We start from the raw sequence: 23117 nt of genomic DNA on the forward strand, positions 1-23117 counted from the left end.
GGGCTTTTGCGGGCGACGCGATCGCCGCGGTAACGATCGGATGACGGTTTTCTGAGTGTGCCCGGGGCGGTGTGTCGTGGCGCCGGCCACAGGCTACATTTGGGGCGGTTCGGACGCATGTGACGCTCGTAAAAATGAGTGGTCGATGCGTCCGATTCGCCGGAGTAACGCCTACAGCACAGGGAAACGGGGATCGGTGCAGCCTTCCAGCACTTTCGTTGGCACCACCGCGGTCGTGGGAGCGATCGCACTTCTGGGATCGGGAGTGGCCTCGGCCGCCCAGGTCGAATGGCAGGACTGTACCGAGATGCTCGGCATCGAGGCCGAGTACGTCCCCGCCGGTCTCGAGTGCGGAACCGTCGAGGTCCCCGTGGACTACACCGCGCCAGACGCCGCCAAGACCCAGATCGCGCTCACCCGCATCAAGGCCTCGTCCGGCCGGGCGCGCTCCACCGTGTTCGGCAACCCCGGCGGGCCCGGCAACTACGCCCTGAACTTCTGGAGCCCGGCCCTCGACGGCGCCAACCCGGCCGGCCTGTACGAGAACCACGACCTCGTGGCCGTCCAGCCCCGCGGGCTCTACGGCTCCAACCCCATGGTCTGCAACGTGGACTATGTGGGCCCGAACACGGTCAACCCGCTCCACGACGCGTGCTACGGAACCGACCCCGAGTACATGAAGTCCATGACCACCGAGAACGCCGCCCGCGACATGAACGCGGTCCGTGAGGCGCTCGAGCTCGCAGAGGTCGACTACGTGGGCGTGTCCTACGGCACCGCGATCGGCACCGACTTCGCCACCCTGTTCCCCGAGGCCACCGGCCGCATGGTGCTGGACTCCAACACCCACCCCGACTGGCGCTGGAACACGCAGGCGGAGCAGGGTGCGCTCGCCCAGGAGCAGCGGGTCAACGACATCTTCGCCTGGATCGCGGAGCGCGACGACTACTACGGCCTCGGGGACACCCCGCTGAAGGTCTTCCACTCCTGGAAGTGGGTCACCGACCAGGAGGTGGGCGGCCCCGCCAACCTCACCCCGCCGCCGGCACAGACCGGCGACCTGCCCGTCGAGCTCCGCGGCAGCGCCGTCGAGAAGCCCGCGCTCGACGTGATCAACGGAACCGCCCCCGCCCGCGCACGCGTCGAGGGTTTCGCCCGCGCCGCCGCGCTGCAGGGGCTGACGAACAACGCCACCACCGGGCTGTACGACGCCACGGTGGGCGCCACCTACTCCGAGCAGGCCTGGCCGATGCTCGCCCACATCCTCAAGTACTACAACGACGGCGGCACCATCGCGCGCGCCGACTACGAGACCGTGGGCCTGATCCTGGCCGCGCAGGAGAACCGCTCGCCGGTGTACCGCACCGACATCGAGATGAACTCGATCATCACCTGCAACGAGACCGCTGCCCCGGCTGACCAGCTGGGCGTCATCGCGGCCAAGGCCGACAAGTACACCGGCGGTAACCGCCTCACCGCCCGCGCCGCCGTCGAGGCCGCCGGCGACGACTGCGTGGGCTGGCAGCCGGTCGCCAGGACCATCAGCCCCAACGGTGACGCCCTCGACGAGAAGCCGCTGGTGCTGCACTCCGAGGACGACGCCATCACCCCCATCGCCGGCGCGCACCGCGTGGCCGAGGCCATGGGTGGCGCACTGGTCACCGTCGGCGGCGGCGACCACGGCACCTTCCGCATGGGCAACGAGGCCATCGACAAGCTCGTGATGGAGTTCCTGGAGACCGGGATCGCCGAGCCGGGCCACGTCGCGGGCAAGCCGTCGCCGGAGCCCCTGCCGAAGTGGGGCCAGGCCGAACGCATCGCCGCCGCCCAGCAGGGCATGTCCGCACCCGTCGACGGCGCTGACGACTGGTACGGCACCCACCGCGACGCCGGCACCGGCGCCGTGAACGCGGCCGGGACCGGGTCCGTCAGCGCCCCGGCGGTCGGCTCCGCGGCCGCGCCCGCCCCCGCCTCGGGGTCCGTCGCCGCGCCGACGCCCGCACCCGTACCGCTGCCCACGCCGCAGGAGCTGCAGCAGCAGGCGGAGACTGCAGTCGCCGACGCGGAGAAGGCGGTACACGAGTTCGCCGGACAGGTCGACGCCGCCGCGAAGTCGCTGTTCGCCCCCCTCGCCCCGCCGGCTCCGCCGCAGGGCTGAGACCGCGAGGGGGTGCTCGCGGCCGGACTTTGAGACACTGGTCCGGTGACCTCTTCGAGTGATGCCTTCAAGACCCCGTCCGGCATGTCCGGCACCACCCGATCGGCCGAGCTCTTCGCCGAGGCCCGCGAGCTGATCCCCGGCGGAGTCAACTCCCCGGTCCGTGCCTTCAACTCCGTCGGCGGAACCCCGCGTTTCATGCGTGAAGCGCGGGGTTCCCGCATGACGGACGTCGACGGCAACACCTACATCGACCTCGTCTGCTCCTGGGGCCCCATGATCCACGGGCACGCCCACCCCGAGATCGTCGACGCCGTCCGCGACGCCGCCACCCGCGGACTGAGCTTCGGTACCCCGACCGAGGGTGAGGTCGACCTCGCCCGCGAGATCGTCGCCCGCACCTCCGTCGACGAGGTGCGCCTGGTCAACTCCGGCACCGAGGCCACCATGAGCGCCGTGCGCCTGGCCCGCGGATTCACCGGCCGCTCCAAGATCGTCAAGTTCTCCGGGTGCTACCACGGACACGTCGACGCACTGCTCGCCGACGCCGGATCGGGCCTGGCCACGTTCGCGCTGCCGGACTCGCCCGGCGTCACCGGCGCGACCGCCCACGACACGATCGTCCTGCCGTACAACGACATCGACGCCGTCAGGCTGGTCTTCGCCAACCACGGCGACGAGATCGCCTGCGTGATCACGGAGGCCGCCGCCGGCAACATGGGCACCGTCCCGCCGCTGCCGGGCTTCAACGAGGAACTGCGCACCCTGTGCTCCGACAACGGGGCACTGCTCGTGATGGACGAGGTCATGACCGGATTCCGCGCCGGGGACCGCGGCTGGTGGGGGATCGACGGTGTCGCCGGCGACCTGACCACCTTCGGCAAGGTCATGTCCGGAGGACTGCCCGCCGCCGCGTTCGGTGGTCGCGCCGACGTCATGGCCGCCCTCGCCCCCGCCGGCCCCGTCTACCAGGCCGGCACCCTGTCCGGGAACCCCGTCGCCGTGGCGGCGGGCCTGACCTCCCTGCGGCTGGCCGACCACTCCTGCTACTACACGCTGCAGACCAACGCCGACCGGCTCGAGGCGCTGATCAGCAACGCTCTGCAGGCCGCGGGTGTCGCGCACACCATCCAGCGGGCGGGCACCATGCTCAGCGTGTTCTTCTCCGAGGGCCAGGTCACCGACTACGCCGGGGCCAAGGCCGCCGAGACCTTCCGCTACGCGCCGTTCTTCAACACGCTGCTCGACCGCGGCATCTACCCTCCGCCCAGCGCGTTCGAGACCTGGTTCGTTTCCACCGCGCTCACCGACGACGACTTCCAGCACATTTCCGACGCACTGCCGGTGGCCGCGGAAGCGGCCGCCGCGGCGTCCGCCCCGGAGACGAGCCGATGAGCAGCAACGGGCGAGGACTGCGCGGGCGGCTCGCCGTCCCGTCGACGGGACCCACCTCACTGCCGATCCCCCTCCGGGGAGATCATCCCGCCCCCGCCGTGGCGCCGCCGTCGCTGGGCGGGTCCGGGGCCACCGCGGTCCCGGCTGAGCCTCCCCTCGAGTCGCAGCCGGAGGGGTCCGCGGCCTACGGGGCCGAGCCGGGAACGATCGCCGCTCCGGGACAGCCGGTCTCGTCGTCGTCGACCCCTCGTGACACCTCGGCTCGCGCCGGCGAGACGCAGACGATCGTGCACCTGGTGCGTCACGGTGAGGTCCACAATCCCGAGGGCATCCTCTACGGGCGGCTGCCCGAGTTCCGACTGTCCGAGCTGGGGCGGAGCCAGGCCGAGACCGTCGGCCGGGTGCTGGGACAGGGGCACGACATCGTGTCGATCGTCGCCTCGCCGCTGCAGCGTGCGCAGGAGACCGCGGCCCCCCTCGCCGAGTCGCTGGGCCTTCCGGTGGGGATCGACGCCGACATCATCGAAGCAGACAACCGCTTCGAGGGGCGCAAGGTGGGCGGCCCCGGCGGCGCCCTGCGCGACCCGCAGTACTGGCCGATCCTGCTCAACCCGATGCGGCCGTCGTGGGGTGAGCCCTACCTGCAGATCGCGCACCGCATGATCGGCGCCGTGTACTCCACCCGCGACACCGCCCGCGGGCACGAAGCCGTGCTGGTGAGCCACCAGCTGCCGGTCTACACCACACGCCGCTTCCTCGAGGGGCGACGGCTCTGGCACGACCCGCGCAAGCGGCAGTGCTCGCTGGCCTCGATCACCTCGCTGGTGTTTGAGGGCACGACACTGCGCGACATCGTCTATTCGGAACCGGCGGGGGCATCCGACCCGTCGCAGACTGGAGCCTGAATCATGCGCAAGACCAAGGCTGCCCTTGGCGCGTTGCTGTTGACCGGCGCTCTCGTCGGCGGCTGTGCGACCGGCGACGACGCCGTGGTGGTGGGCCCGGAGACGTTCGAGTTCGTCAGCCCCGACGGGCAGATCGAGATCCACTACGACCCCCCGGCCGAGCGCAAGCCCGTCGCCACGCTCACCGGTCCCGACCTGCTCGACCCGGACCGCACCCTCACCGTGCAGGAGGACTTCGCCGGTGAGGTGGTGATCCTCAACCTGTGGGGCCAGTGGTGTGGACCGTGCCGGGCCGAGTCCGACGACCTGCAGCGCCTGCAGGAGGAATTCGAGCCCCAGGGTGCCACCGTGTTCGGCATCAACCTGCGCGACCCCAACCGGCAGAAGCCGGTGGACTTCGTCAAGGACAACGGCATCACGTTCCCCTCGATCTGGGATCCCAGTAACGCCGCGGTCGCCGCGCTGCGAGGCTTCCCGACGTCCGTGGTGCCGGCGACAATCATCCTCGACAAGCAGCACCGGGTGGCCGCCGTGTATCTGGCCGAGATCACCGACGACGAGCTGCGCGAGACCGTCAGCGAACTCCTCGCCGAGGAGGTCGACCAGACGTGAACCCGGAGACGATCCTGCTCGCGCAGAGCGTGGGGGAGACGTTCCAGCAGACCGTGGCCAGCGGCCCGATCCTGCTCGCATTGGGCGCGTGCATCCTGGCAGGACTCGTGTCGTTCGCCTCGCCGTGCGTCATCCCGCTGGTGCCCGGTTATCTGGCGTACCTCGCCAGCGTCGTGGGCGCCGAGCGTCCGCCGGCTACTGCTGCCGCCGCCGAACGCCAGCGGGCCGCCACCGCCACGCTGACGATGGAGGAGCGCCGCACCCGTCGATCCTCGCGGGCACGGGTGGTGGGCGCGTCGCTGTTGTTCGTTGGCGGATTCACCGTGGTCTTCGTGATGCTCAGCGCCATGGTGCTGGGCACCGTGCAGTACCTGGCACCCCAGCAGGAATTGCTGCAGCGTCTCGGGGGCGTGGTGACGATCCTCATGGGGCTCGTCTTCATCGGCCTCGTTCCCACTCTGCAGCGGGACACCCGCATGCAGCCCAAGTCGCTGTCCACCTGGATCGGCGCCCCGATGCTCGGCGCCGTGTTCGCCCTGGGCTGGACCCCGTGTCTGGGTCCGACCCTGGCTGCCGCGCTCTCGGTCGCTGCGGGCACCGGGGTCGACGCGGCGCGCGGAGTGCTGCTGATCGTCGCCTACTGCCTCGGCCTGGGCCTTCCGTTCATCATCGTGGCGTTCGGCTCCACCTGGGCGATGCGGACCGTCGGCTGGCTGCAGAAGCACACCCGGACCATTCAGGTGTTCGGCGGCGTCATGCTCATCATCGTGGGCCTGCTGCTGCTGTCCGGCGGGTGGGCGCTGTTCATCGACTGGCTGCGCGACTTCGCCATCTCGGACACCACGCTGCCCATCTGACCCACCCACGCCGGGCGTCATCACGCCGCCTCCCGGACTGCGTCGTGGCGTCGCGTGATCGCGGCGTCGAGGTCGTGGAGGAGCGCGAACGGGAGTATCGGCGCTTCCAGCGGTGTCGGTGGTGGTGGTCCGGGTTTGGGCCGTGGCGGGTCGGCCGCGCGGGGGGTTCCGGCGGGTGGGATCCACCTGACGCCCTGGGGCGCGCACGGGTCGGGGATGGTGGACCAGCCGGTGTCGTGGATCATCGCGTGGCAGTCGCCGCTGGCCAGGGCGAGTTCATCGATGTTGGTGAGGCCTCCGGCGGCCCAGGGTCTGCCCGCGTGGTGGGCTTCGCAGTGTCGGGCGTCCTGGTCGCAGTCGGGGTGTGTGCAGCCCCCATACGCGGCGAACAGGGCCAGGCGTTGGTAGCGGGACGCGGTGCGGCGACTGCGGAACAGTCGCAGGTCGATTTCCTTGTCGCACAGGGCCAGGAACCAGTGGTTGCCGCGGGCCATGGCCAGCGCCTGCGGCACGGGCACGCGGATCCCGCCGTCGGTCTCGCCGCAGCCGGCGAGCGTGGCGAGCTGGTCGAGGTCCACGCGGACCACGATCGCCGCCGGTGCGCCGGTCTTGGCGGCATCTGCGGACAGGGCCAGTTGTAGGGCGTGGACCATCGCGTCGTGCATGCGTTGACCGTCGGTGCGGGTGTCCTTCTCCTCGGGGTCGGGCCACAGGCGGCCGGGCTGGCCCCAGCGGGCGTGGACTTCGCGCATCAGCGCGGCCAGTTGTGGGTCCATGGTCATCGCCGCGCGGGCCATCAGGTCCAGTCCCTGGCCGCCGCACGTGACCGAGCGGCGGCGGGCCCGCTCTGCTGCGCCGCGCTCGGTGCGCCCCGGATCGACAGCGTCCAGGAGTAGGTGCGCGTGTTCCTGGAGGTGGCGGGTCGTGCACTGGTCGGCGGCCAGGGCGATCAGCTGCGCTTCCAGGTGTGCGCGCGCCTCGTCGTCGTAGTCGTCGGGCAGGGCTGCCAGGGCGGCGTTGATGATCCTGAGGTGCCCGGCGGACAGGGTGCCCTCGGCAGTGGCGCGCATGCGGGCGGTGTCGGCGATGGCGGAGTCGTCGAGTCGACTGCGCGCTTCCCCGGGGGCCAGGCCCAGGCCGCCGGTGAGCATCTGTCGCTCGTTGACGAACCCGATCTGCCGGGCGGTACCCGAGGTGCGGGCGGCGGCCAGGACACGGGCCTGCGTGGCCCGGATGCGGCGTTGTGCCTGCTCGAGGGCGACCAGCTCGGCATGCAGCTCCGCCGGTGACACTCCCGTCCAGTCGCGCTCAAGGTGGGAATCGAGCGCGGACATCATGGCGCTCAGCTCACTGCTGGCCGTGGCTCCCATCCCGGTGTCGCTCATGTGTTCGATTAGATCACCCGGGTACGACACGAACGCGTCGTCCCAGTTCGCGCCGGCGAAAGGGGAACGCCGATGCCATCACCGCCGAGTGCTCGCGGACTACTCGCCCGATTGCCTCCGGGCTCAGCTGGCCTTGCTAAGGGAGGGTGCGAACTGGTTTGTGCAAGAGGCCTCCCACCACGATGACGGTGTCAATACTGATCACATGAACGTGGCCGCGGAGCGAGTGAGAGTGACCGGTGTGCTGACGGCAGTGCTCATCGTTGTGTCCGGGTGCGGCGACTTCGGAGGAGGTGCCGATGATGCGCCGGGGCTGGCGCCCACATCCGCCACTTCGTCGGCATTTACTGTGACCACGGCCGAAAAGGCCACCTCGCAGGAGATCGCAACACCGACCTCCACACCGCTCTACGAGACACCCCACAGTCCTGCTGCGCCGACCCCGGCGATCGTGACCGAGGGTGCTGAGTGCGGGCCCCGCGGTGCGTTGGCCGTCTTCGCTGACGGCGTGACCGCCTACTGCGCCCGTTTGCAGTACACCGACGGTGCCGCGTGGTCGCGTGACCCGCAGTTGGCGCCGAATCCGGCAGTCGAGGAGGCGATGCGGCAGTCGGGGCCACGCCTCGGTGCGCAGTGCATGGGAGCGGATATCGGCCGCAGAGCGGTCGACGCGAGTGGCGTTGCGATCCTGTGCGACAACTACGTGTGGCGTCAGGATGTCGGACAGGAACCGCGGCATCCCTGGGTTGACGACCAGGTTCGGTGGATGGAGTGCCTCGAGCAATCGACCGAAGAGGAATGCAGAGAGCTTCTCGACGAGTGATACGAGCCTGCGCCGCTGGCCCCCAGTCAGGCGAAGAACTCGCCCCAGATGATCACCCCGCCGATAACCGCCAGACTTCCGAAAATTCGAACGAGGACCGAGGGGTCGTTATCTACTATTAGGCGGATGTTGTGTGTGAATGCAGCCCAGGTTGGCGGTCTTAGCCAGATCCAGCGAATTTTGTGTTCATCGGCAGGTTTGTCGTCGTCCATTCGGTTCCTCCTAGTCACGGGGTGAAGTAACGGTCGAACACCGCACTTCCCCCCTTCTTTCCCAAGTAGCTGCCGACCGCTGCGCCGACGCCAGCGCCGAGGATCGCGCCAAGTGGGCCGACAGCACCGCCCGTCATGGCCCCGAGCGCCGCACCGCTTGTGGCGCCACCGGCGAGAGCGCTTACTGTCTCCAGTGACGCTTCAGTAGCCGAGGTTTCGCCCCTTGCGTATCCCTCGACGCCGTCGTAGATGGTGACGGCTGCGCCGGCAGGGCCGGCCGCTCTGCCGAGGCCGCGTAGGACGCCAGCCCACGCCTTTCCGGGGGCGTCCGCAACAGGATTGAGCTTGTGTTTTCCACGAGTTTCGGGGTCCAGCTCGTCGGCCGCTATGGGGAACCCGTAGCCGGCCGCGCCGGTCACGGCGTCGACTGCGCCAAACCAACCGTTTCGTGACCCTCCCGGTATCGGTCGCCGGTCGACTTCTGGCGGGATCGCATCGTGGAGCCGGGTGGCCACGAGATCGATCTCGCGGCCGTAGTGCTCGTCGAGCGACTGCACGGTGTCCAGGGCCATGCGGATCGTTTCGGCATGGGCGTTGACGGTGTCCTGGGTGATGTCGTCGCGGCCGGGCCCGGGGCCGACGGAGTCTTGGCCCACCACCAGGCCGGCTCGGACGGCGTCCCGGACTCTGTCGCGTACCGATTGGACTGCGGGTTGCAGCGCTGCTTCGGCTCGGGTCAGGGCGTCGGTGAGGTCCTCGAGCCCGCCCACGAGCTTTGTGGGCTCTTCCGGATTCGGAGTGCGTAGCTGGGGTTCGCCGGTGATGCGGTGAGGCACAAGATGTAGGGGTCCTGGGGCGTGTGAAGATGCAGGTTCCTACGCCACGCATCGAACACCCCAGGACCCGCTTTGAACGCTACCGCCAGCCTGCTTGCCGACACCATCTGCCGCACCGTCGAGTTGGGGGTGACCATCGCCGACGCCGCCGTGGCCGACGAGCTCACGCACCTGTTCTGCGCCCCGGTCACACTGGACCCGATCTGCGCCGAGTGCGGGATGGCGGGGCGCCTGCGAGACCACGTCGAGCGGAAGGTGACCGATCTGCCGATCGTCGGGCATCCCACCAGGCTGCATGTGCGAGTACCGCGCTTCACCTGCGACAACATCGAATGCGAGACGCGCATCTTCCAGCAGCGGATGCCGGCGTTGGCTGAGCCGCGGGCCAAGACCACGCGTCGCTGCAGCCGCTGGATCCTGCAGCGTCTGGCGATCGACCGCACCAGCGTGTCCGCGGTCGCGAAGGCCCTCGGGCTGGGGTGGGATCTGGTCAACGATCTAGCACTGTCGGAGACTCGCACGATCGTCTACGACCAGCCCGGCCACTTCGACGGCGTCCGCATTCTCGGAGTCGACGAGCACAAATGGAAGCACGTGCGCGGTGACGGCAGCAGCTCATTCGTCACCGTGCTGGTGGACCTGACCCCGGTCGTGGACGGCACCGGCCCGTCTCGCCTGTTGGACATGGTCCCGGGGCGTTCGGCGAAGGTGCTCACCGAGTGGCTCGACGCCCGTGACCAGGTGTTTCGAGACCGAGTCAAGGTGGTCACGATGGACGGGTTCGCCGGCTACCACTCCGCCGCCGCCAAAGCCGTTCCCGCTGCCCGGACGGTGATGGACCCCTTCCACGTCGTGCACCTGGCCGCCGACAAGCTCACCGTGTGCCGCCAACGCATCCAGCAGGCCACCACCGGGCACCGGGGCCGCACGGGCGATCCGCTGTACGGCATCCGCCGGACCTTGAACACCCGAGCCGAGCTGCTCACCGACAAGCAGAAGGTGCGCCTGTTCAAAGCATTCACCGCCAACGATGCGCACGCGGCGGTCGAGGTCACCTACGGCGTCTACCAGCGACTCATCGCCGCCTACGACGCCGCCGGCAAGCGGGAGGGCAAGATCGCGATGTACAAGCTCCTGCGCTCGATCCGGACCGGTGTACCCGCAGAACTCCCGGAGCTCGCGCAGCTCGGCCGGTCATTGTGGAAGCGGCACCGCGAAATCCTCGCGTACTTCGACGTGGGCGCCTCCAACGGACCCGTCGAGGCCATCAACGGCCGACTGGAACACCTCCGCGGGATCGCCCTGGGCTTCCGCAACCTCAAGCACTACATCTTGCGGTCACTGATCCACTCCGGCCGGCTTCAGGATCGGATCAATGCACTCTGATTCCGGAAGAGCCGCTTTGTGACGTGTGACTTCTCGGTCTCTGCCGCGTCGAGGACCGCGTTTGCTGTGACGCCGGACCAGCCCTCGGCGAGCGTGTCCCGCCCGTCGGCCAAGGATGTCCGTAACCCTTCTGCAGTGGCACGACGGGTGGCAATGGCGTCCCCGGCGGCGGTCAGCGCGGTGGTGTCCCAGCGACCGATCTGCCCGATCGTGTAGCTCACGCCTCGCCCTTCCTGCAGGTTGTCCGTCACCAGGTACGACGTGGCGAGCCCGCCGTCCGGTTCCATACCCGGCACAGAAATCTCTGGGCCCGGCACTGTGATGACCCACCCGTCGGCCGGCGACGACTGCGATGATCTCTGATCGTGAGCGCCTACCGACCTGACGACGCCCCTTCCGACCTGCGGCGACGCGATTTGGCGCCGCGAACCTCAGGTCGGGGGAACCGTTCGACGGCTCGGCCCGTCGTACAGATTGTGGGGAAAAGTAGAGCGTTCGGAGCCGCGGTGGTGGCCGCCGGTGTGGTGCTGTCCGGGTGCGCGTCGGCTGACGGGGGAGAAGATACGTCGACGACGACGAGCCCAGCCGCTGCCGAGGAGCCGGGCAATCCCTGGGATCTGCCGATCGAGCAGAGGCCCGCCCTGTTCGACCCGTGTGCCGAGATTCCGGTGGAGGCCGTCGAGGAGGCGGTCGGTGCCGCTGTTCAACCGGACGATCTCGTCCACCATCACCGGCCGGATGAGCTATATGCCTGCGGATGGAAGAACGATGAAGTTCTTTTCGGGGTGGTGGGAACTTGGCAAGACCGACAGGGATTCTTGGACCACTCAAGACTCGTTCCCATCGATTCACAATCGATCGTTCAAGGAAGACCGAGTCTCCGGGCGGCGGAAGTTGGAGACCGTGGAGCTGAAAATTGCTACCAGGTGTTTTTTACCTCGCGAGGCGGAGTAGTACTGAACGTCGCACTGATGTCAGTGCTGCGCGAGTTTCGTGGCGAGCGGTCAGTGAACGCCTGCGATGTGCTCGATCAAATCATTGAACCCGTCATGCAGTATGTACCGGAGGGTGACTTCTGATGGTAGTAAACCTCGAGCCTGGGATGGCGGAAGCGTGTTCGGAGGCATGCAATCGCTTTGCGAACGTTGTAAGAAGCCTCGTTAAGCGACACGTCTATGAATCCTTTTCGGCGACCGGTATCTCGTTCCAGACTGCCCGTCAGATAGGGACTGTGTACTCGCTATTCGCCGACGAAGACCTTGCAACGCTGCTAGATGGCTTCGTGAGTCAAGCCGACGCCATGCGACTGCTCTTCGCCGCCGCCGGGGGGCTCATCGAGGCGCAGGATGAGGCGTTGGCGGGGGCGTTGTCGAAGGCGGCTGAGGAACCTGCCGGGCTGCAGAGCCTGGGGCTGATACACGCAAGCGAATCGGACGTCTTCGCACTCCAGGACATGTGCGTCATGGGCGCCTACGGGCGAGTGGGGCCGGAGGATGTGTCGGATTCGCCGCTGGAGCGCATCGCCCAGTGTGCTGAGGGACTGCAACCGAGCCAGTTCAGCGACATCGATGAGCGGGCCACCAGAGTCTCGGAGGCACTGAACTCAGCTGCGGAACAGCTCAACAGCGACCTCAACAACATCCTCGGTAGCAGCTGGCAGGGGCAGTTCGCATCGAGTGCGCAGGACTCGGTGACGGGCCTGGTCAACTCGGCGTTCGCTTTGTCAGGGGAGTTGGAGCAGGTCGCAGCCAAGGCCAGGCGCGCGCACGACGGGTTCGTCACCACCCGCACCAACGTCGCCGAGCAGGCAGCGCAAGCCAAGATCGCGCAGCTCTCCGGTCGGGAGCACGGACCTGCGGGGCTGACTGCCGCTGCGGAGTCGCGGGCCCGCATGGCGGCGGCGGAGGAGCAGGCCAGGGCGATCGTCAACACCGAGTACAGCCCCGCAGTCATGGACGCCAACCTCGATGACCTCGACTTCACCGCCGCGTACCGGGTGGTGTCGACCTCGGCGCTGGGCGGACAGAACGGCATCGACATGGCGCGCGTCTGGAACACCGAGGGCATCCCGCGGCCGGCCCAGCCGGCGGCGCCGAATGCTGCCGCAATCGCCGCCCTCACGGGTGGTGCGAGCGGAGCGGGCAACGAGGCGCAGGTGGCCGCCGGGACCGCGGGCGGCGCAGCGCCGGGGATGACGACGACGAGCACTCCCACCGCAGCCGTGGATGCCGCCACTGAGCAAGCTCTCCTGGCTGCGAGGGCAGGCGCCGCCGACGGGGGAGGAGCGGCAGCGCCGTCAGCGGGACAGGCAGGGGCGGGAAGTGGTGTCAACGCCACGACGACCGCAGCGGGGGCGCCGTTCGCGCCGATACCGGGCGCACACGGTCAGCAGACCGGCGCTGGCGCCGGAGCCGGCGGCGCGGCCGGAATCCGTGGGATCCGAGGCGGAACCGTCGGCGACAGCAACCGCAACCGGGATCGCGGGTTCGGCTCGACAGCCGGGCTGGTCGGCGGCGGCGGGGCTGCGGCCGCAGGTGCAGGAGCCTCACGCATGGGCGGCGCCGGCACCCTGGCCGGATTCGGTGGCGGCGGCCCGGCCGCAGGAGCTCCCGGGGCCGGTTCGGCAGGCGCAGGTGCCGCGGGACCGGGTGCAGGGGCGTTTTCGTCGTCGTCACCAAGTACGGCACACGCCGGGCGAGCTGGGGCAATGCCGATGGGTGGAGTGATGGGCGCGGCAGGGGCCGGGCAGAACAACGACCGCCGCGGCCACACCCCCGCGAGCTACCTGACCAACGCCACCAACACCACGGCGATCATCGGCGATCCGGTCAAGGTCGCGCCCGCGGTGCTGGGCCGCGCACCCGTGGAAGACGCAACCTCGGCCGTGCGGTCGGACCAGCCCGAACCGTTCCGGGGGCGCGTGATCGGCCGCGACTACACCGGCGGGGGTGCGGACCGGCACTAAGCAACGCGAGCGGCAGGCGAGGATGCGACCCAAGGCGCCGACCTGGGAACACCGGCGCTGCCGGCCCGCGTGTCCGCCCGAGCGGCGCCGGCCTCACGGGCGATCCCCCGCGCGGTGAGCAAAGGGTAACCAGCCCACACAACGAGGTCACTGCCCAGACACACAGACCTCCCAGACTTGGCGCGGTACGACCACCACCGCCGCACAGCTGGAGGCACCCGTGTCCTACGTCCAACCCCAGGACTTCACCCGCGCGATGATCGACGCCGGGGCGAAGAAGGTCCACATGTCCACCCGCGACACACTCATCCGCGGATTCATGGCCGGCGCGATCCTCGCGCTCGCGGCGGCATTCGCCGTCACCGTCACCGTCCAGACCGGCAGTGCACTCCTCGGAGCAGTGCTGTTCCCGGTCGGCTTCATCCTCCTGTACCTGCTGGGCTTCGACCTGCTCACAGGCGTGTTCACCCTCGTGCCACTGGCCCTGCTCGACAAGCGCCGCGGCGTCACGGTCGGGGGCATGCTGCGCAACTGGGGACTGGTCTTCGTCGGCAACTTCGCCGGCGCGCTGACCGTGGCGTTCCTCATCGCGTTCATCACCACCTACGGATTCAACGTCGCCCCGGACCAGGTGGGCCAGCGGCTCGGCGAGATCGGTGAATCCCGGACGCTGGGCTACGCCGAACACGGTGCAGCCGGGATGCTGACACTGTTCTTCCGCGGCGTGCTGTGCAACTGGATGGTCTCCACCGGCGTGGTCGCCGCCATGATGTCCACCAGCGTCAGCGGCAAGGCACTGACCATGTGGATGCCGGTGATGCTGTTCTTCTACATGGGCTTCGAGCACTCCGTCGTCAACATGTTCCTGTTCCCGACCGGACTGATGCTGGGCGGCGACTTCTCCCTCGGCGACTACCTCGTGTGGAACGAGATCCCGACCGTCGCCGGCAACCTCGTGGGCGGGCTGCTGTTCGTGGGACTGACCCTCTACGTCACCCACGCGCGCACCAAGGCCCGGCGGACGTCGTCCCCTGACACGGACACGGCAACGGTCGGTGCTCCGGACACCGACAGCGAGCCCGCCACCACCGAGCTTGTGACGACCGGAACCGCCAAAACTGAGCGCGCGACCACCGAGCCCGCCGCAGTCTGACCCCCGCACGCGCGCGAGTCCACCTGCCGATTCGCCCACCCGCCGACCAGCCCACTCGCCCACCGAGAGGATCCGTTCGATGACCCCCATCATGTCCAGGCACGAGGCCGCGGCGCTCGTGGACTCCGCCCGCATCCGCCAGGGCCGCACCTGGGCCGACCTGGCCGAGCATCTGGGGACCCCGCTGGTGTGGACGACCGCGGCGCTACTCGGCCAGCACCCGCTGTCGACCGAGCAGGCACGGTCGGTGTGCGACCTCCTCGGCCTCGACGACGCCGTGGCGGAGAGCCTCGCCCTGCAGCCGAGCCGCGGAACGCCGGCAGAGGTGATGGCCGATCCGACGATCTATCGGTTGACCGAGGCGATGTCGGTGTACGGCCCGGCGCTCAAGGCGCTGATCCACGAGGAGTTCGGAGACGGGATCATGAGCGCGATCAACTTCACGGTCGACATCAACCGTCGCGGCGACCCTGACGGGGACCGGGTGGTGATCACGCTGGACGGGAAGTTTCTCGACTATCGGTGGTGACGCCCCCGACCGAACCGGACCCCCGACCGAACAGGAACCTCCCGACCGAAGAGAGACCCCCGCGACCCCCAGGAACCCCCGCGGCGGGGGAGACCCCGGCGGCCGGCCCGAGACCCCCGCCACACCCGGCGCAACCTCCCCGCAGTTGGCCATACCCTGCCAGGATCCGCTCAGGTTCGCCCCACTAGCCTGGGTGCGACCGGCGCCGAGCCACGCCCCGAGCCGCCTCGGCGCGCCGCGACCCGCAGATGGACCCCATGCCCAGAACCGCTGCCGTCACCGCGTTCCTCCGCAACGCGTGGCGCACCCTCACCGCCATGCGCACGGCGCTGATCCTGCTGTTCCTGTTGGCCGTCGCCGCCATCCCGGGCGCGCTCCTGCCACAGCGCAGCCTCAACGAGGGCAACGTCAACGAGTACATCGCCGAGAACGGGTGGCTGGGCGAGACCTACGACAAGCTCCAACTGTTCGACGTCTTCAGCAGCTGGTGGTTCACCGCCATCTACGTCCTGCTGTTCGTCTCGCTGGTCGGCTGCCTCACCCCGCGCTGCTTCGAACTGGTCCGCCAGCTGCGCACGCCCCCGCCGCTGACCCCGCGCAACCTGTCCCGCCTGCCGCACCACGCCGCGTACCGGACCACGGCCACGCCGGAGCAGGCCGCGGACCAGATCCGCCGCGAGCTCAAGGGCCGGGTCCGCCGCAACGACGGCGACGGCCGCGTCCCCGGCACCATCGAACTGTCCACCGAGCGCGGCTACTCGCGGGAGGTCGGCAACATCGTCTTCCACTTCGGCCTGCTCGCGCTGCTCGTCATGTTCGCGGCCGGCAAGTTCGTCTACGCCGAGGGCATGCGCGTCATCGTCGCCAATGAGGAGTCCCCGGCGTTCTGCAACACCACGCCCAGCGCGTACGACTCGTTCCGCGCCGGGCTGCTGGTCGACGGCACGGACCTCGAGCAGTTCTGCATCAAGGTCGAGGACTTCCGCGCCGACTATCTGCCCAACGGGCAGGCCGAGATGTTCACCTCCAACGTGCGGTACACGGAGGAGGTCACCACGACCGACCCGGACACGTGGGAGCCGTTCGAGATGCGGGTCAACCACCCGCTGCGCATCGGTTCCACGCGCGTCTATCTGCAGGGTCACGGCTTCGCGCCGACGTTCACGGTGACGTACCCGAACGGCGAGACCCGCACGGACACCCAGCACTGGACGCCGACCGAGCTGCAGACGTTCCTGTCCTCGGGCATCATGCGCTTCGACCCGCCCGCTGGCATGTACCCCGATCTGGCCGAGCGGCGGACGCAGCAGATCGCCATCCAGGGCCTGTTCGCGCCGACCGCGCAGTTCGAGGGCACCCTGCTGAGCTCGCGGTTCCCGCGCATGGACGACCCGGCGGTGGCGATCGACGTCTACCGCGGGGACGCCGGCCTGGACACGGGCCGCCCGCAGTCGGTCTTCTCGCTCGAGCCGGACCTCATCGAGTCCGGCGCGCTCAACCGCGAGGCCCGCGTCAACCTCAAGCCCGGCGAATCCACGACCCTCCCCGACGGCACCGAGGTCCGCTTCGACGGCGCCGAGGAGTTCGTCAACATCCAGGTCTCCTCCGACCCCACGCAGATCTGGGTGGGGGTGTCGGCCGCCGTGATGATGGCGGGGTTGGTGCTCAGCCTGATGGTGCGGCGCCGGAGGATCTGGGCGCGGGTGAGTGTCGACGACGACGAGGTCACCCGTGTCGATCTGGGTGGCCTGGCCAAGACGGACCGATCGGGCTGGGGGAGCGAGTTCGACGAGCTCCGGGACCGGCTGGTCTCGGCGGCGGCTGCCACACCCGTGTTGCCGGGTGAGGCCGACACGGGCCACACTTCAACTAGTCGCGGTACCGCCGCCGACGCTGCGCGGAAGGACGACACCCGGTGATCACTTCGACCCTCGCACAGGGCCTGCCCATCGACGAGACGCTGGCCACCTACTCGGACCTGGCGTTCCGGACGGCCTTCGGGATCTACGTACTGGCGCTGATCGCGTCGCTGATCTACTACGCGGGTTTCCGCGTGGCCAAGGTCTCGGAGAAGGAGCTGGTCATGGCCGGCGGGACCGGGCTGACGGAGTCGCGGTCCCTCACCGACACCGGCGACGAGGAGCGGGCCTCGGCCGGCAACGTGCGCTGGGCGCGGATCGCGCAGCTGTTCGTGGTGCTCGGGTTCGTGTTCCACGCCGCGTCCCTCGTCCTGCGGGGGCTGTCCACGGAGCGGTTCCCGTGGGGCAACATGTACGAGTTCATCCTGGGCTCAACTCTGTTGGCGGTGGCGGCGGGGCTGATCTGGCTGCGCAAGCCCGCACTGCAGGTGGTGTGGCCGTATCTGCTGGTGCCGATCCTGGTGCTGCTGTTCGTCGGCGGGACCCACCTGTACTCGGACGCCGCGCCCGTGGTGCCGGCGCTGCGCTCGTACTGGCTGCCGATCCACGTGTCGATCATCGCGCTGGGCTCGGGCATCCTGCTCATCCCCGGTGTCGTGTCGATCATGTACCTCATCCGAGTGTGGCAGCCGCAGGGGCAGGAGCACGGGTGGGGCGCGCGCCTGGCCCGTCCACTGCCGGCCGCCGAGACCCTCGACCGCCTCGCGTACCGCACCACGGTCATCGGCTTCCCGGTCTTCGGCGTGGGCATCCTGCTCGGCGCCGTGTGGGCGGAGAGCGCGTGGGGCCGCTTCTGGGGCTGGGACCCCAAGGAGACGGTGTCGTTCATCTCCTGGGTGCTCTACGCGGGCTACCTGCACGCCCGCGCGACCAGCGGCTGGGGCCCCAAGAAGGCGGCGTGGATCAACATCGCCGGCTTCGCTGTGCTGGTGTTCAACCTGTTCTTCATCAACATCGTGGTCTCGGGCCTGCACTCCTACGCCGGGCTGAACTAGCTCCCGGCGGCGTCGCCCATCGTGTGGACGACGTCGGCCCAGTCGGCCGCGAGCCGCTGATCATGGGTGATCGCGAGGACGCCGAGCCCCCCGTCGGCGCGGGCCCGCAGGACGCCCGCGATCGCGTTCGTGCTCTCGGGGTCCAGATGCGCGGTGGCCTCGTCGGCGATCAGGTAACGCGGCCGCTGGGCCAGCGCCCGGGCGAGGCAGGCGCGGTGGAGTTGTCCGCCGGAGACCTGTTCGGGCCGTCGGTCGAGTAGGCCGGGATCCACACCGACCTCGAGGGCGAGCGCGCCCACGTCCACCGGTATCCCGCGCAGCCGTCCGGGAAGCGCGATGATCTGCCGGAGCGTCATCCGGGGGTCCGCCGACGCCATCGGGTCCTGATTCAGCAGCGCCGTGTGCCCGGGCAGTCGGCCGCGCCGGCGCCGCACCGCCCGCACACCCGGGCCGTTGGTCGGCGTCCCGGGCTCGTCGGTCACCGTCACCGCCCCGGCTGTGGGCGTCAGCAACCCGGCGAGCAGATGCGCGAGGGTGGTCTTCCCACTTCCGGAGGGACCCACGAGCGCGGTGATCCGGCCCCCGCGCACGGTCAGATCGGTCGGGGGCAACGTGAATCCGTCGGCCCCGGCGTGCCGGAAGGCGACCCCGCGTGCCGACAGCGTCATGGCGACACCAGCTCCGCGATCGGCCGGAGCCTACCGCCACGCATCTCGAGGACCTCGTCGGCGACGCCACTCTCCGCGAGCGCGGCGTGGTCGTGGGTCACGAGCAGCACTGCGAGCCCGGTGTCGTCGGCCAGTCGGCGGAGCGTCGTCAGGACGGCCCGGGCCAGGTCGGCATCCAGGCCGGTGGTGGGTTCGTCGGCGAGCAGGACGGTGGGGTTCGTGCTCAGCGCGGCCGCGATCGCCATCCGGCGCAGCTGCCCGCCCGAGAGCTGGTGCGGGTACCGGTCAGCCAGGGCGGGGTCGACCCTCGCGAGCCGGCAGAGGACGTCGACGTCACGGGTGCAGTGGTCACCGCGGTCACCGCGGCCACGGCGCCCGACGGCGAGTCCCTCCTCGAGCTGCCCTCGCAGGTGCCGGGTCGGGGTGAACGCGGCCGCCGCGGACTGGGGGACGTGTCCGGTCGACCCGCCGGGGCCCGCGTCCACGCGGCCTGCGGTGATCGCGCCCGCCGGGGTCAGCCCGGCGCAGGCGTCGAGCAGACTGGACTTGCCGGCGCCCGACGGCCCGATGATCGCCTCGACCCGGCCCGTCTCGATCCGCAGGGATGCCCCGTCGACCGCCCGCACCGAGCCCGGATCCCGGTGCGCCACCACGAGATCGTCCACCGTCAGGCTCGCCCGGCTGGCGCCCACCTCGTCGTCGTCGCGGTGGTGGTCGCCGGGGTTGTGGTCACCTACGGGGACCCCGCGTCGCACCGCCCCGCGTCGTGCCGCCCTGCGCCCCGGCGTCCCGGGCCCCAGCAGCGCCACCGCCACGGTCACCGCGATGAGCGCGGCGGTGGGGAAGGCCAGCGGCCACCACCGGCCGAGCAGGAGGCCGGGCTGGGACAGCGCGACGAGTGTGCCGAGGCTCGGCCGTTCGGGCGGCATGCCGATGCCGAGGAACGACAGGGTCGACTCGTGCCACACGGCGTGCGGGACCATGAGCACCGTCGCGAGGCCGGCCTGCCCGACCACGGCCGGCAGGACGTGCCACCGCGCGAGCTGCAGCGGGGACGCCCCGGCGACGCGGGACGCGGCGACGTACCGCGACGCCATGATCGTCTGCGCCTCGGCCCGCACCACCCGCGCGACCGCAGGCCAGTGGGTCAGCGCCAGGGCCACCACGATGGCGGCGAGCGACCCCCGGAACAGGGCCACCACCACCACCGTGGCGAGCAGGTGCGGCACGGCGGCGACGGCGTCGGTGCACCGCATGAGTGCCGCGTCGACCCGGCCACCGCACGCCGCCGCTCCGGCGCCCACCGCCACGCCGAGCACCCCGGCGAGCACCGCAGCGCCCGCGGCGACCGCCAGGGACACCCGCAGCGCCTGCGCCACCCGCACGGACAGGTCGTGCCCGAGCCCGTCGGTGCCCATCGGGTGCGCCCACGTCGGCGGCAGGTCGGCCGACAGGTACCCCGACGACACCATGCCCGCGGGCGCGATCACGGGCCACACCAGGGCGAACGCCACCACGGCCACGAGCATCACCCCGCCCGCCGCCCGCAGGCCAGCCACCCGCCCCACCGCCCGATCACGCATCGATCCGCACCCTCGGGTCGGCGACGAGCAGCAGGCAGTCGGCGAGCCACGTGCCGACCAGGACGGTGAGCGACGCGGCGACCGTCACCGCGGCGAGCAGCGCGAAGTCGGCCCCGAGCGCGGCGTCGACGGTCGCAGCCGCCACCCCGGGCCACGCGAAGACGGTCTCCACGACCAGCGATCCGACCATCACTTCGGGCACCCGCGAGCCGAGCAGCGCGATAAGCGGCGCCCACGCGACGGGTGCGACGTGCCTGCTCAGAACGGTCCATTCGCCCAGTCCACGGGCCCGCGCCTCGGCGACGGCCGGCGACGCCTCCGCGTCGAGCACCGCCCGCCGGAACGCGAGCAGCATCCACGGCACCTGCCCGGCGGCCAGCACGAGCGCGGGCAGCATGCCGTACCGCACCACGCCGCCCACCGTGGCCGCCTGCCCGGGCGGGGCCGCGCCGGAGACGGGCAGCCACCCCAACGCCACCGAGAACACCGCCACCGAGCCCAGGGCCAGCGCGAACGTCGGGATCGAACTCAGCGTGACCGCCGCCCCGGCGAGCGCCCGGTCGACCGCGCCGTGGGGGCGCGCCGCCGCGATGAGGCCGGAGAGGACGACGACGACGAGGGCGATCCCCAGCCCCACCGCCGACAGTCCCACGGTCCACGGAAGCCGCTCGGTGAGCACGTCGAGCACCGGTTGGCGGAAGGTGGGGGAGTAGCCGATATCGCCGGTCGCCAGTCCCGCGATCCACTGTGTCCAGGCCTGCCACCAAGGCCGATCGGTGCCGAGGGCGGTGGCGGAGGCCGAGCGTTCGGCGGCGGTCAGGCGTTCGTAGCCGTCGCCGAGGTGGGCGGCCAGCGGGTCGAGCGGTGAGGCGTCGGCCATGATGAACGCCGCCAGCGTCACGGCGAGCACGACGATCGGCGCGGCGAGCGCCCGGCGGACCGTGACGCGCGCGAGTTCGGCTCGTCGTTCACGCAGTCGCCGGATCACGGGCGGGCCGTCCAGTGCGCGATCGCCCACCACGGCCCCCAGGTCGTGCCGTGGGAGTGCGGTTCGAGGATCGGGGCGGGGCCGGTGTGGCCGGTGTCGCGGACGAGATAGGTGTGTTCGAGCGTCACGAGGAACAGGTGCCCGGGGTCGCGGTGGTACGCCCGGAGGGCCTGCCGGTAGAAGTGGGTCCGTTCGGCCGGGTCGGAGGCCCGGCGGGCGGCGTCGAGGGCGCGGTCGACGTCCGCGTTGCCGTAGCCACCGGGGTTGTCCAGCGGCCCGGACAGCGGGGTCCGCGAATGCAGGGTGCGGTAGGCCTGGGTGTCGACGGTGTACGGGTTGTCGCCGCCGCCGAGCAGGACCGCCACCTCGCCGGCGCGGGCCTCGATCTCGTCCCACGTCCCGCCCCACAGTTCCACGGCCACGCCCACCTCGCGCAGTTGGTCGGCCACCGCCGAGGCGAGTTCGCGGCGCAGCGAGTCGGCGACGGGATAGGCCAGCACGAACTCTGCCCTGTCGGCGGAGCCCCCGCGGACCAGCACCCCGTCCGGCCCCGGCCGCCACCCGGCCTCCGCGAGCCGGCCCCGCGCGTCGGCCCGGCGCACGGCCGGGTCCGCGTCGGGCTGCACGCCGGCTACGCCCACCGGTTCGAACTCCGGGTAGGCGTCGGTGATCGGGGAGGTGGCGGGCCGGCCGTGCCCGGCGAGGACGTGCTCGACCAGCGACTCGCGGTCCACGGCCAGCGTCAGCGCGCGCCGGACCGCGGGGTCGCCGGTGAAGGGGTGCGCGGTGGGCAGGGCCACGGCCCGCCAGTCCGCGGTGTTGACCGACACCAGCTCCAGCCCGTCGCGGTCGGCCAGCCCGGCAGCCAGGGCGGGCGGCAGGACGGTGCCGTCGACCTCGCCGGTGACGATCATCTGGGCGCGGGCGTTCTCATCGGGCACCGACCGCAGGACAAGGGTGTCGACGTCGGGGGCGCCGTCGCGGTGGTCGGGATCGCCCACCAGCACGGCCTCGCCGGGGGAGAGGCGCTGGAGCCGGTAGGGGCCGGTGCCGACGGGTGCGGTGTTGAGCGTCGATTCCGCGGCCGGCCCCGGCGCGAGCAGCTCGGACGGGGCGATGCCCAGCAGAAGTCGCGCGGGCATCCCCGGGTCCGCCGCGTCGAGCCCGAACTCCACGGTGAGCGGATCCGGCGTCCCGATCCGCGCGATCGACGTGTAGTCCGACGCGATCGGCGAGCCCGACACCGGATCGGCCACCGCCCGGTAGGTGGCCGCGACGTCCCCCGAATCCAGCGCGGTGCCGTCGTGGAACCGCACGCCCTCGCGCAGCCGAACGGTCCACGTGAGCCCGTCGTCGCTGACCTCCGGTTCGGCCGCGGCGAGCGCGGGCACGAGGTCGGGTAGCGACTCGTCGTCCGTGGCCGCCGGGCGCAGCAGCCCCTCGTACAGCGGCGAGACTCCGGTGGAGCCGTAGCCGGAGACCGGGTTGAACTCGTCCAACGGTGTGGAGTCGGCCAGCACGACCCGGCCGCCGGTATCGCCGCTGCCACCACCCTCCCCGCCGTCACCAGCGGCGGACGGCATCGCGCATCCCGACGCTGCCAGGGCCACTGCGAGGCCCACACCGGTGACGGCGTAGAACGGTCTCAAGGCGTCTCCTACCCACGGGAGATACGTGTCCGGTCGGACACCTAGTGCGCCCGAGCGTAGAGGCGGAATGTGTCGCGGCTGTTACGGAGGAACCGATGG

21 protein-coding genes are annotated in these 23117 nt (G+C 70.5%); 13 read left to right on the top strand and 8 right to left on the bottom strand.

The window, feature by feature from the left end:
- Positions 1-235 precede the first annotated feature (235 nt).
- From G6R20_RS10725 to G6R20_RS10745, 5 genes are all read left to right on the top strand, one after another.
- The gene (locus tag G6R20_RS10725; protein ID WP_240341393.1) at positions 236-2158 is read left to right on the top strand and encodes an alpha/beta fold hydrolase; all 1923 of its coding nucleotides are present in this window, start codon (positions 236-238) and stop codon (positions 2156-2158) included.
- An 84-nt stretch (positions 2159-2242) separates the two neighbouring features.
- On the top strand, positions 2243-3553 hold the full coding sequence (hemL, locus tag G6R20_RS10730; RefSeq protein ID WP_163376449.1) for a glutamate-1-semialdehyde 2,1-aminomutase: 1311 nt from the start codon (positions 2243-2245) through the stop codon (positions 3551-3553).
- A gap of 284 nt (positions 3554-3837) precedes the next feature.
- Positions 3838-4458, top strand: a complete 621-nt coding sequence (locus G6R20_RS10735) for a histidine phosphatase family protein (RefSeq protein ID WP_163376450.1) — start codon at positions 3838-3840, stop codon at positions 4456-4458.
- Between the two features lie 3 nt (positions 4459-4461).
- Complete coding sequence (locus tag G6R20_RS10740; protein ID WP_159148824.1) at positions 4462-5070, top strand: TlpA disulfide reductase family protein; 609 nt, start codon at positions 4462-4464, stop codon at positions 5068-5070.
- Positions 5067-5927 (top strand): cytochrome c biogenesis CcdA family protein, encoded by an 861-nt coding sequence (locus G6R20_RS10745; protein ID WP_163376369.1) that lies wholly within the window; start codon positions 5067-5069, stop codon positions 5925-5927. Before G6R20_RS10740 ends, G6R20_RS10745 begins: the two co-directional genes overlap by 4 nt.
- Positions 5928-5947: 20 nt before the next feature.
- Here the strand turns inward: G6R20_RS10745 and G6R20_RS10750 are convergent, their stop codons facing one another.
- Positions 5948-7312, bottom strand: coding sequence for an HNH endonuclease signature motif containing protein (locus G6R20_RS10750; RefSeq protein WP_163376370.1), 1365 nt, complete (start codon positions 7310-7312; stop codon positions 5948-5950).
- A 205-nt stretch (positions 7313-7517) separates the two neighbouring features.
- On the opposite strand from G6R20_RS10750, the gene G6R20_RS10755 reads away from it, so the two are divergent.
- Entirely contained in the window at positions 7518-8135 is a 618-nt protein-coding gene (locus G6R20_RS10755) for a hypothetical protein (RefSeq protein ID WP_163376371.1), read from the top strand.
- 26 nt (positions 8136-8161) lie between these two features.
- Here G6R20_RS10755 and G6R20_RS10760 read toward each other — a convergent pair whose 3' ends face one another.
- Together G6R20_RS10760 and G6R20_RS10765 are read right to left on the bottom strand one after the other, a co-directional pair.
- Positions 8162-8347 carry a hypothetical protein gene (locus tag G6R20_RS10760; protein ID WP_163376372.1) on the bottom strand — a complete coding sequence of 62 codons (186 nt, stop codon included), beginning with the start codon at positions 8345-8347 and terminating at the stop codon, positions 8162-8164.
- 14 nt (positions 8348-8361) lie between these two features.
- Positions 8362-9183 carry a hypothetical protein gene (locus tag G6R20_RS10765; RefSeq protein ID WP_163376373.1) on the bottom strand — a complete coding sequence of 274 codons (822 nt, stop codon included), beginning with the start codon at positions 9181-9183 and terminating at the stop codon, positions 8362-8364.
- 72 nt (positions 9184-9255) lie between these two features.
- On the opposite strand from G6R20_RS10765, the gene G6R20_RS10770 reads away from it, so the two are divergent.
- Entirely contained in the window at positions 9256-10569 is a 1314-nt protein-coding gene (locus G6R20_RS10770; RefSeq protein ID WP_163376374.1) for an ISL3 family transposase, read from the top strand.
- Here the strand turns inward: G6R20_RS10770 and G6R20_RS10775 are convergent.
- Complete coding sequence (locus G6R20_RS10775) at positions 10545-10856, bottom strand: hypothetical protein (RefSeq protein ID WP_163376375.1); 312 nt, start codon at positions 10854-10856, stop codon at positions 10545-10547. The two genes, G6R20_RS10770 and G6R20_RS10775, sit on opposite strands and share 25 nt — an antisense overlap.
- A gap of 219 nt (positions 10857-11075) precedes the next feature.
- Here G6R20_RS10775 and G6R20_RS10780 point away from each other — a divergent pair, with 219 nt between their 5' ends.
- The 6 genes from G6R20_RS10780 to ccsB all read left to right on the top strand — a co-directional run bounded on the left by G6R20_RS10780 (position 11076) and on the right by ccsB (position 18130).
- Positions 11076-11648 carry a DUF3558 family protein gene (locus G6R20_RS10780; protein WP_163376376.1) on the top strand — a complete coding sequence of 191 codons (573 nt, stop codon included), beginning with the start codon at positions 11076-11078 and terminating at the stop codon, positions 11646-11648.
- 203 nt (positions 11649-11851) lie between these two features.
- The gene (locus tag G6R20_RS10785) at positions 11852-13534 is read left to right on the top strand and encodes a hypothetical protein (protein WP_163376377.1); all 1683 of its coding nucleotides are present in this window, start codon (positions 11852-11854) and stop codon (positions 13532-13534) included.
- A gap of 220 nt (positions 13535-13754) precedes the next feature.
- Positions 13755-14687 carry a formate/nitrite transporter family protein gene (locus G6R20_RS10790; RefSeq protein WP_240341395.1) on the top strand — a complete coding sequence of 311 codons (933 nt, stop codon included), beginning with the start codon at positions 13755-13757 and terminating at the stop codon, positions 14685-14687.
- A gap of 79 nt (positions 14688-14766) precedes the next feature.
- Entirely contained in the window at positions 14767-15216 is a 450-nt protein-coding gene (cynS, locus tag G6R20_RS10795) for a cyanase (RefSeq protein ID WP_163376378.1), read from the top strand.
- A 257-nt stretch (positions 15217-15473) separates the two neighbouring features.
- The gene (locus G6R20_RS10800) at positions 15474-17135 is read left to right on the top strand and encodes a cytochrome c biogenesis protein ResB (protein WP_240341396.1); all 1662 of its coding nucleotides are present in this window, start codon (positions 15474-15476) and stop codon (positions 17133-17135) included.
- Positions 17132-18130, top strand: a complete 999-nt coding sequence (ccsB, locus tag G6R20_RS10805) for a c-type cytochrome biogenesis protein CcsB (protein ID WP_163376380.1) — start codon at positions 17132-17134, stop codon at positions 18128-18130. Before G6R20_RS10800 ends, ccsB begins: the two co-directional genes overlap by 4 nt.
- Here the strand turns inward: ccsB and G6R20_RS10810 are convergent.
- Genes G6R20_RS10810 through G6R20_RS10825 form a run of 4 tightly spaced genes read right to left on the bottom strand, consistent with a single transcriptional unit; the run spans position 18127 to position 23018 of the window.
- Entirely contained in the window at positions 18127-18798 is a 672-nt protein-coding gene (locus G6R20_RS10810; protein ID WP_163376381.1) for an ATP-binding cassette domain-containing protein, read from the bottom strand. The two genes, ccsB and G6R20_RS10810, sit on opposite strands and share 4 nt — an antisense overlap.
- Positions 18795-20381: an ATP-binding cassette domain-containing protein gene (locus tag G6R20_RS10815; protein ID WP_163376382.1), complete on the bottom strand. Its 1587-nt coding sequence runs from the start codon at positions 20379-20381 to the stop codon at positions 18795-18797. Before G6R20_RS10815 ends, G6R20_RS10810 begins: the two co-directional genes overlap by 4 nt.
- Entirely contained in the window at positions 20374-21399 is a 1026-nt protein-coding gene (locus G6R20_RS10820) for an ABC transporter permease (protein ID WP_240341397.1), read from the bottom strand. The genes G6R20_RS10815 and G6R20_RS10820 overlap by 8 nt, the downstream gene beginning before the upstream one ends.
- Complete coding sequence (locus G6R20_RS10825; protein ID WP_240341398.1) at positions 21366-23018, bottom strand: ABC transporter substrate-binding protein; 1653 nt, start codon at positions 23016-23018, stop codon at positions 21366-21368. Before G6R20_RS10825 ends, G6R20_RS10820 begins: the two co-directional genes overlap by 34 nt.
- Positions 23019-23117: the final 99 nt, after the last annotated feature.

The organism is Dietzia sp. Alg238-R159 (genome assembly GCF_900537145.1).
Taxonomy (GTDB): Bacteria; Actinomycetota; Actinomycetes; order Mycobacteriales; family Mycobacteriaceae; genus Dietzia; species Dietzia kunjamensis.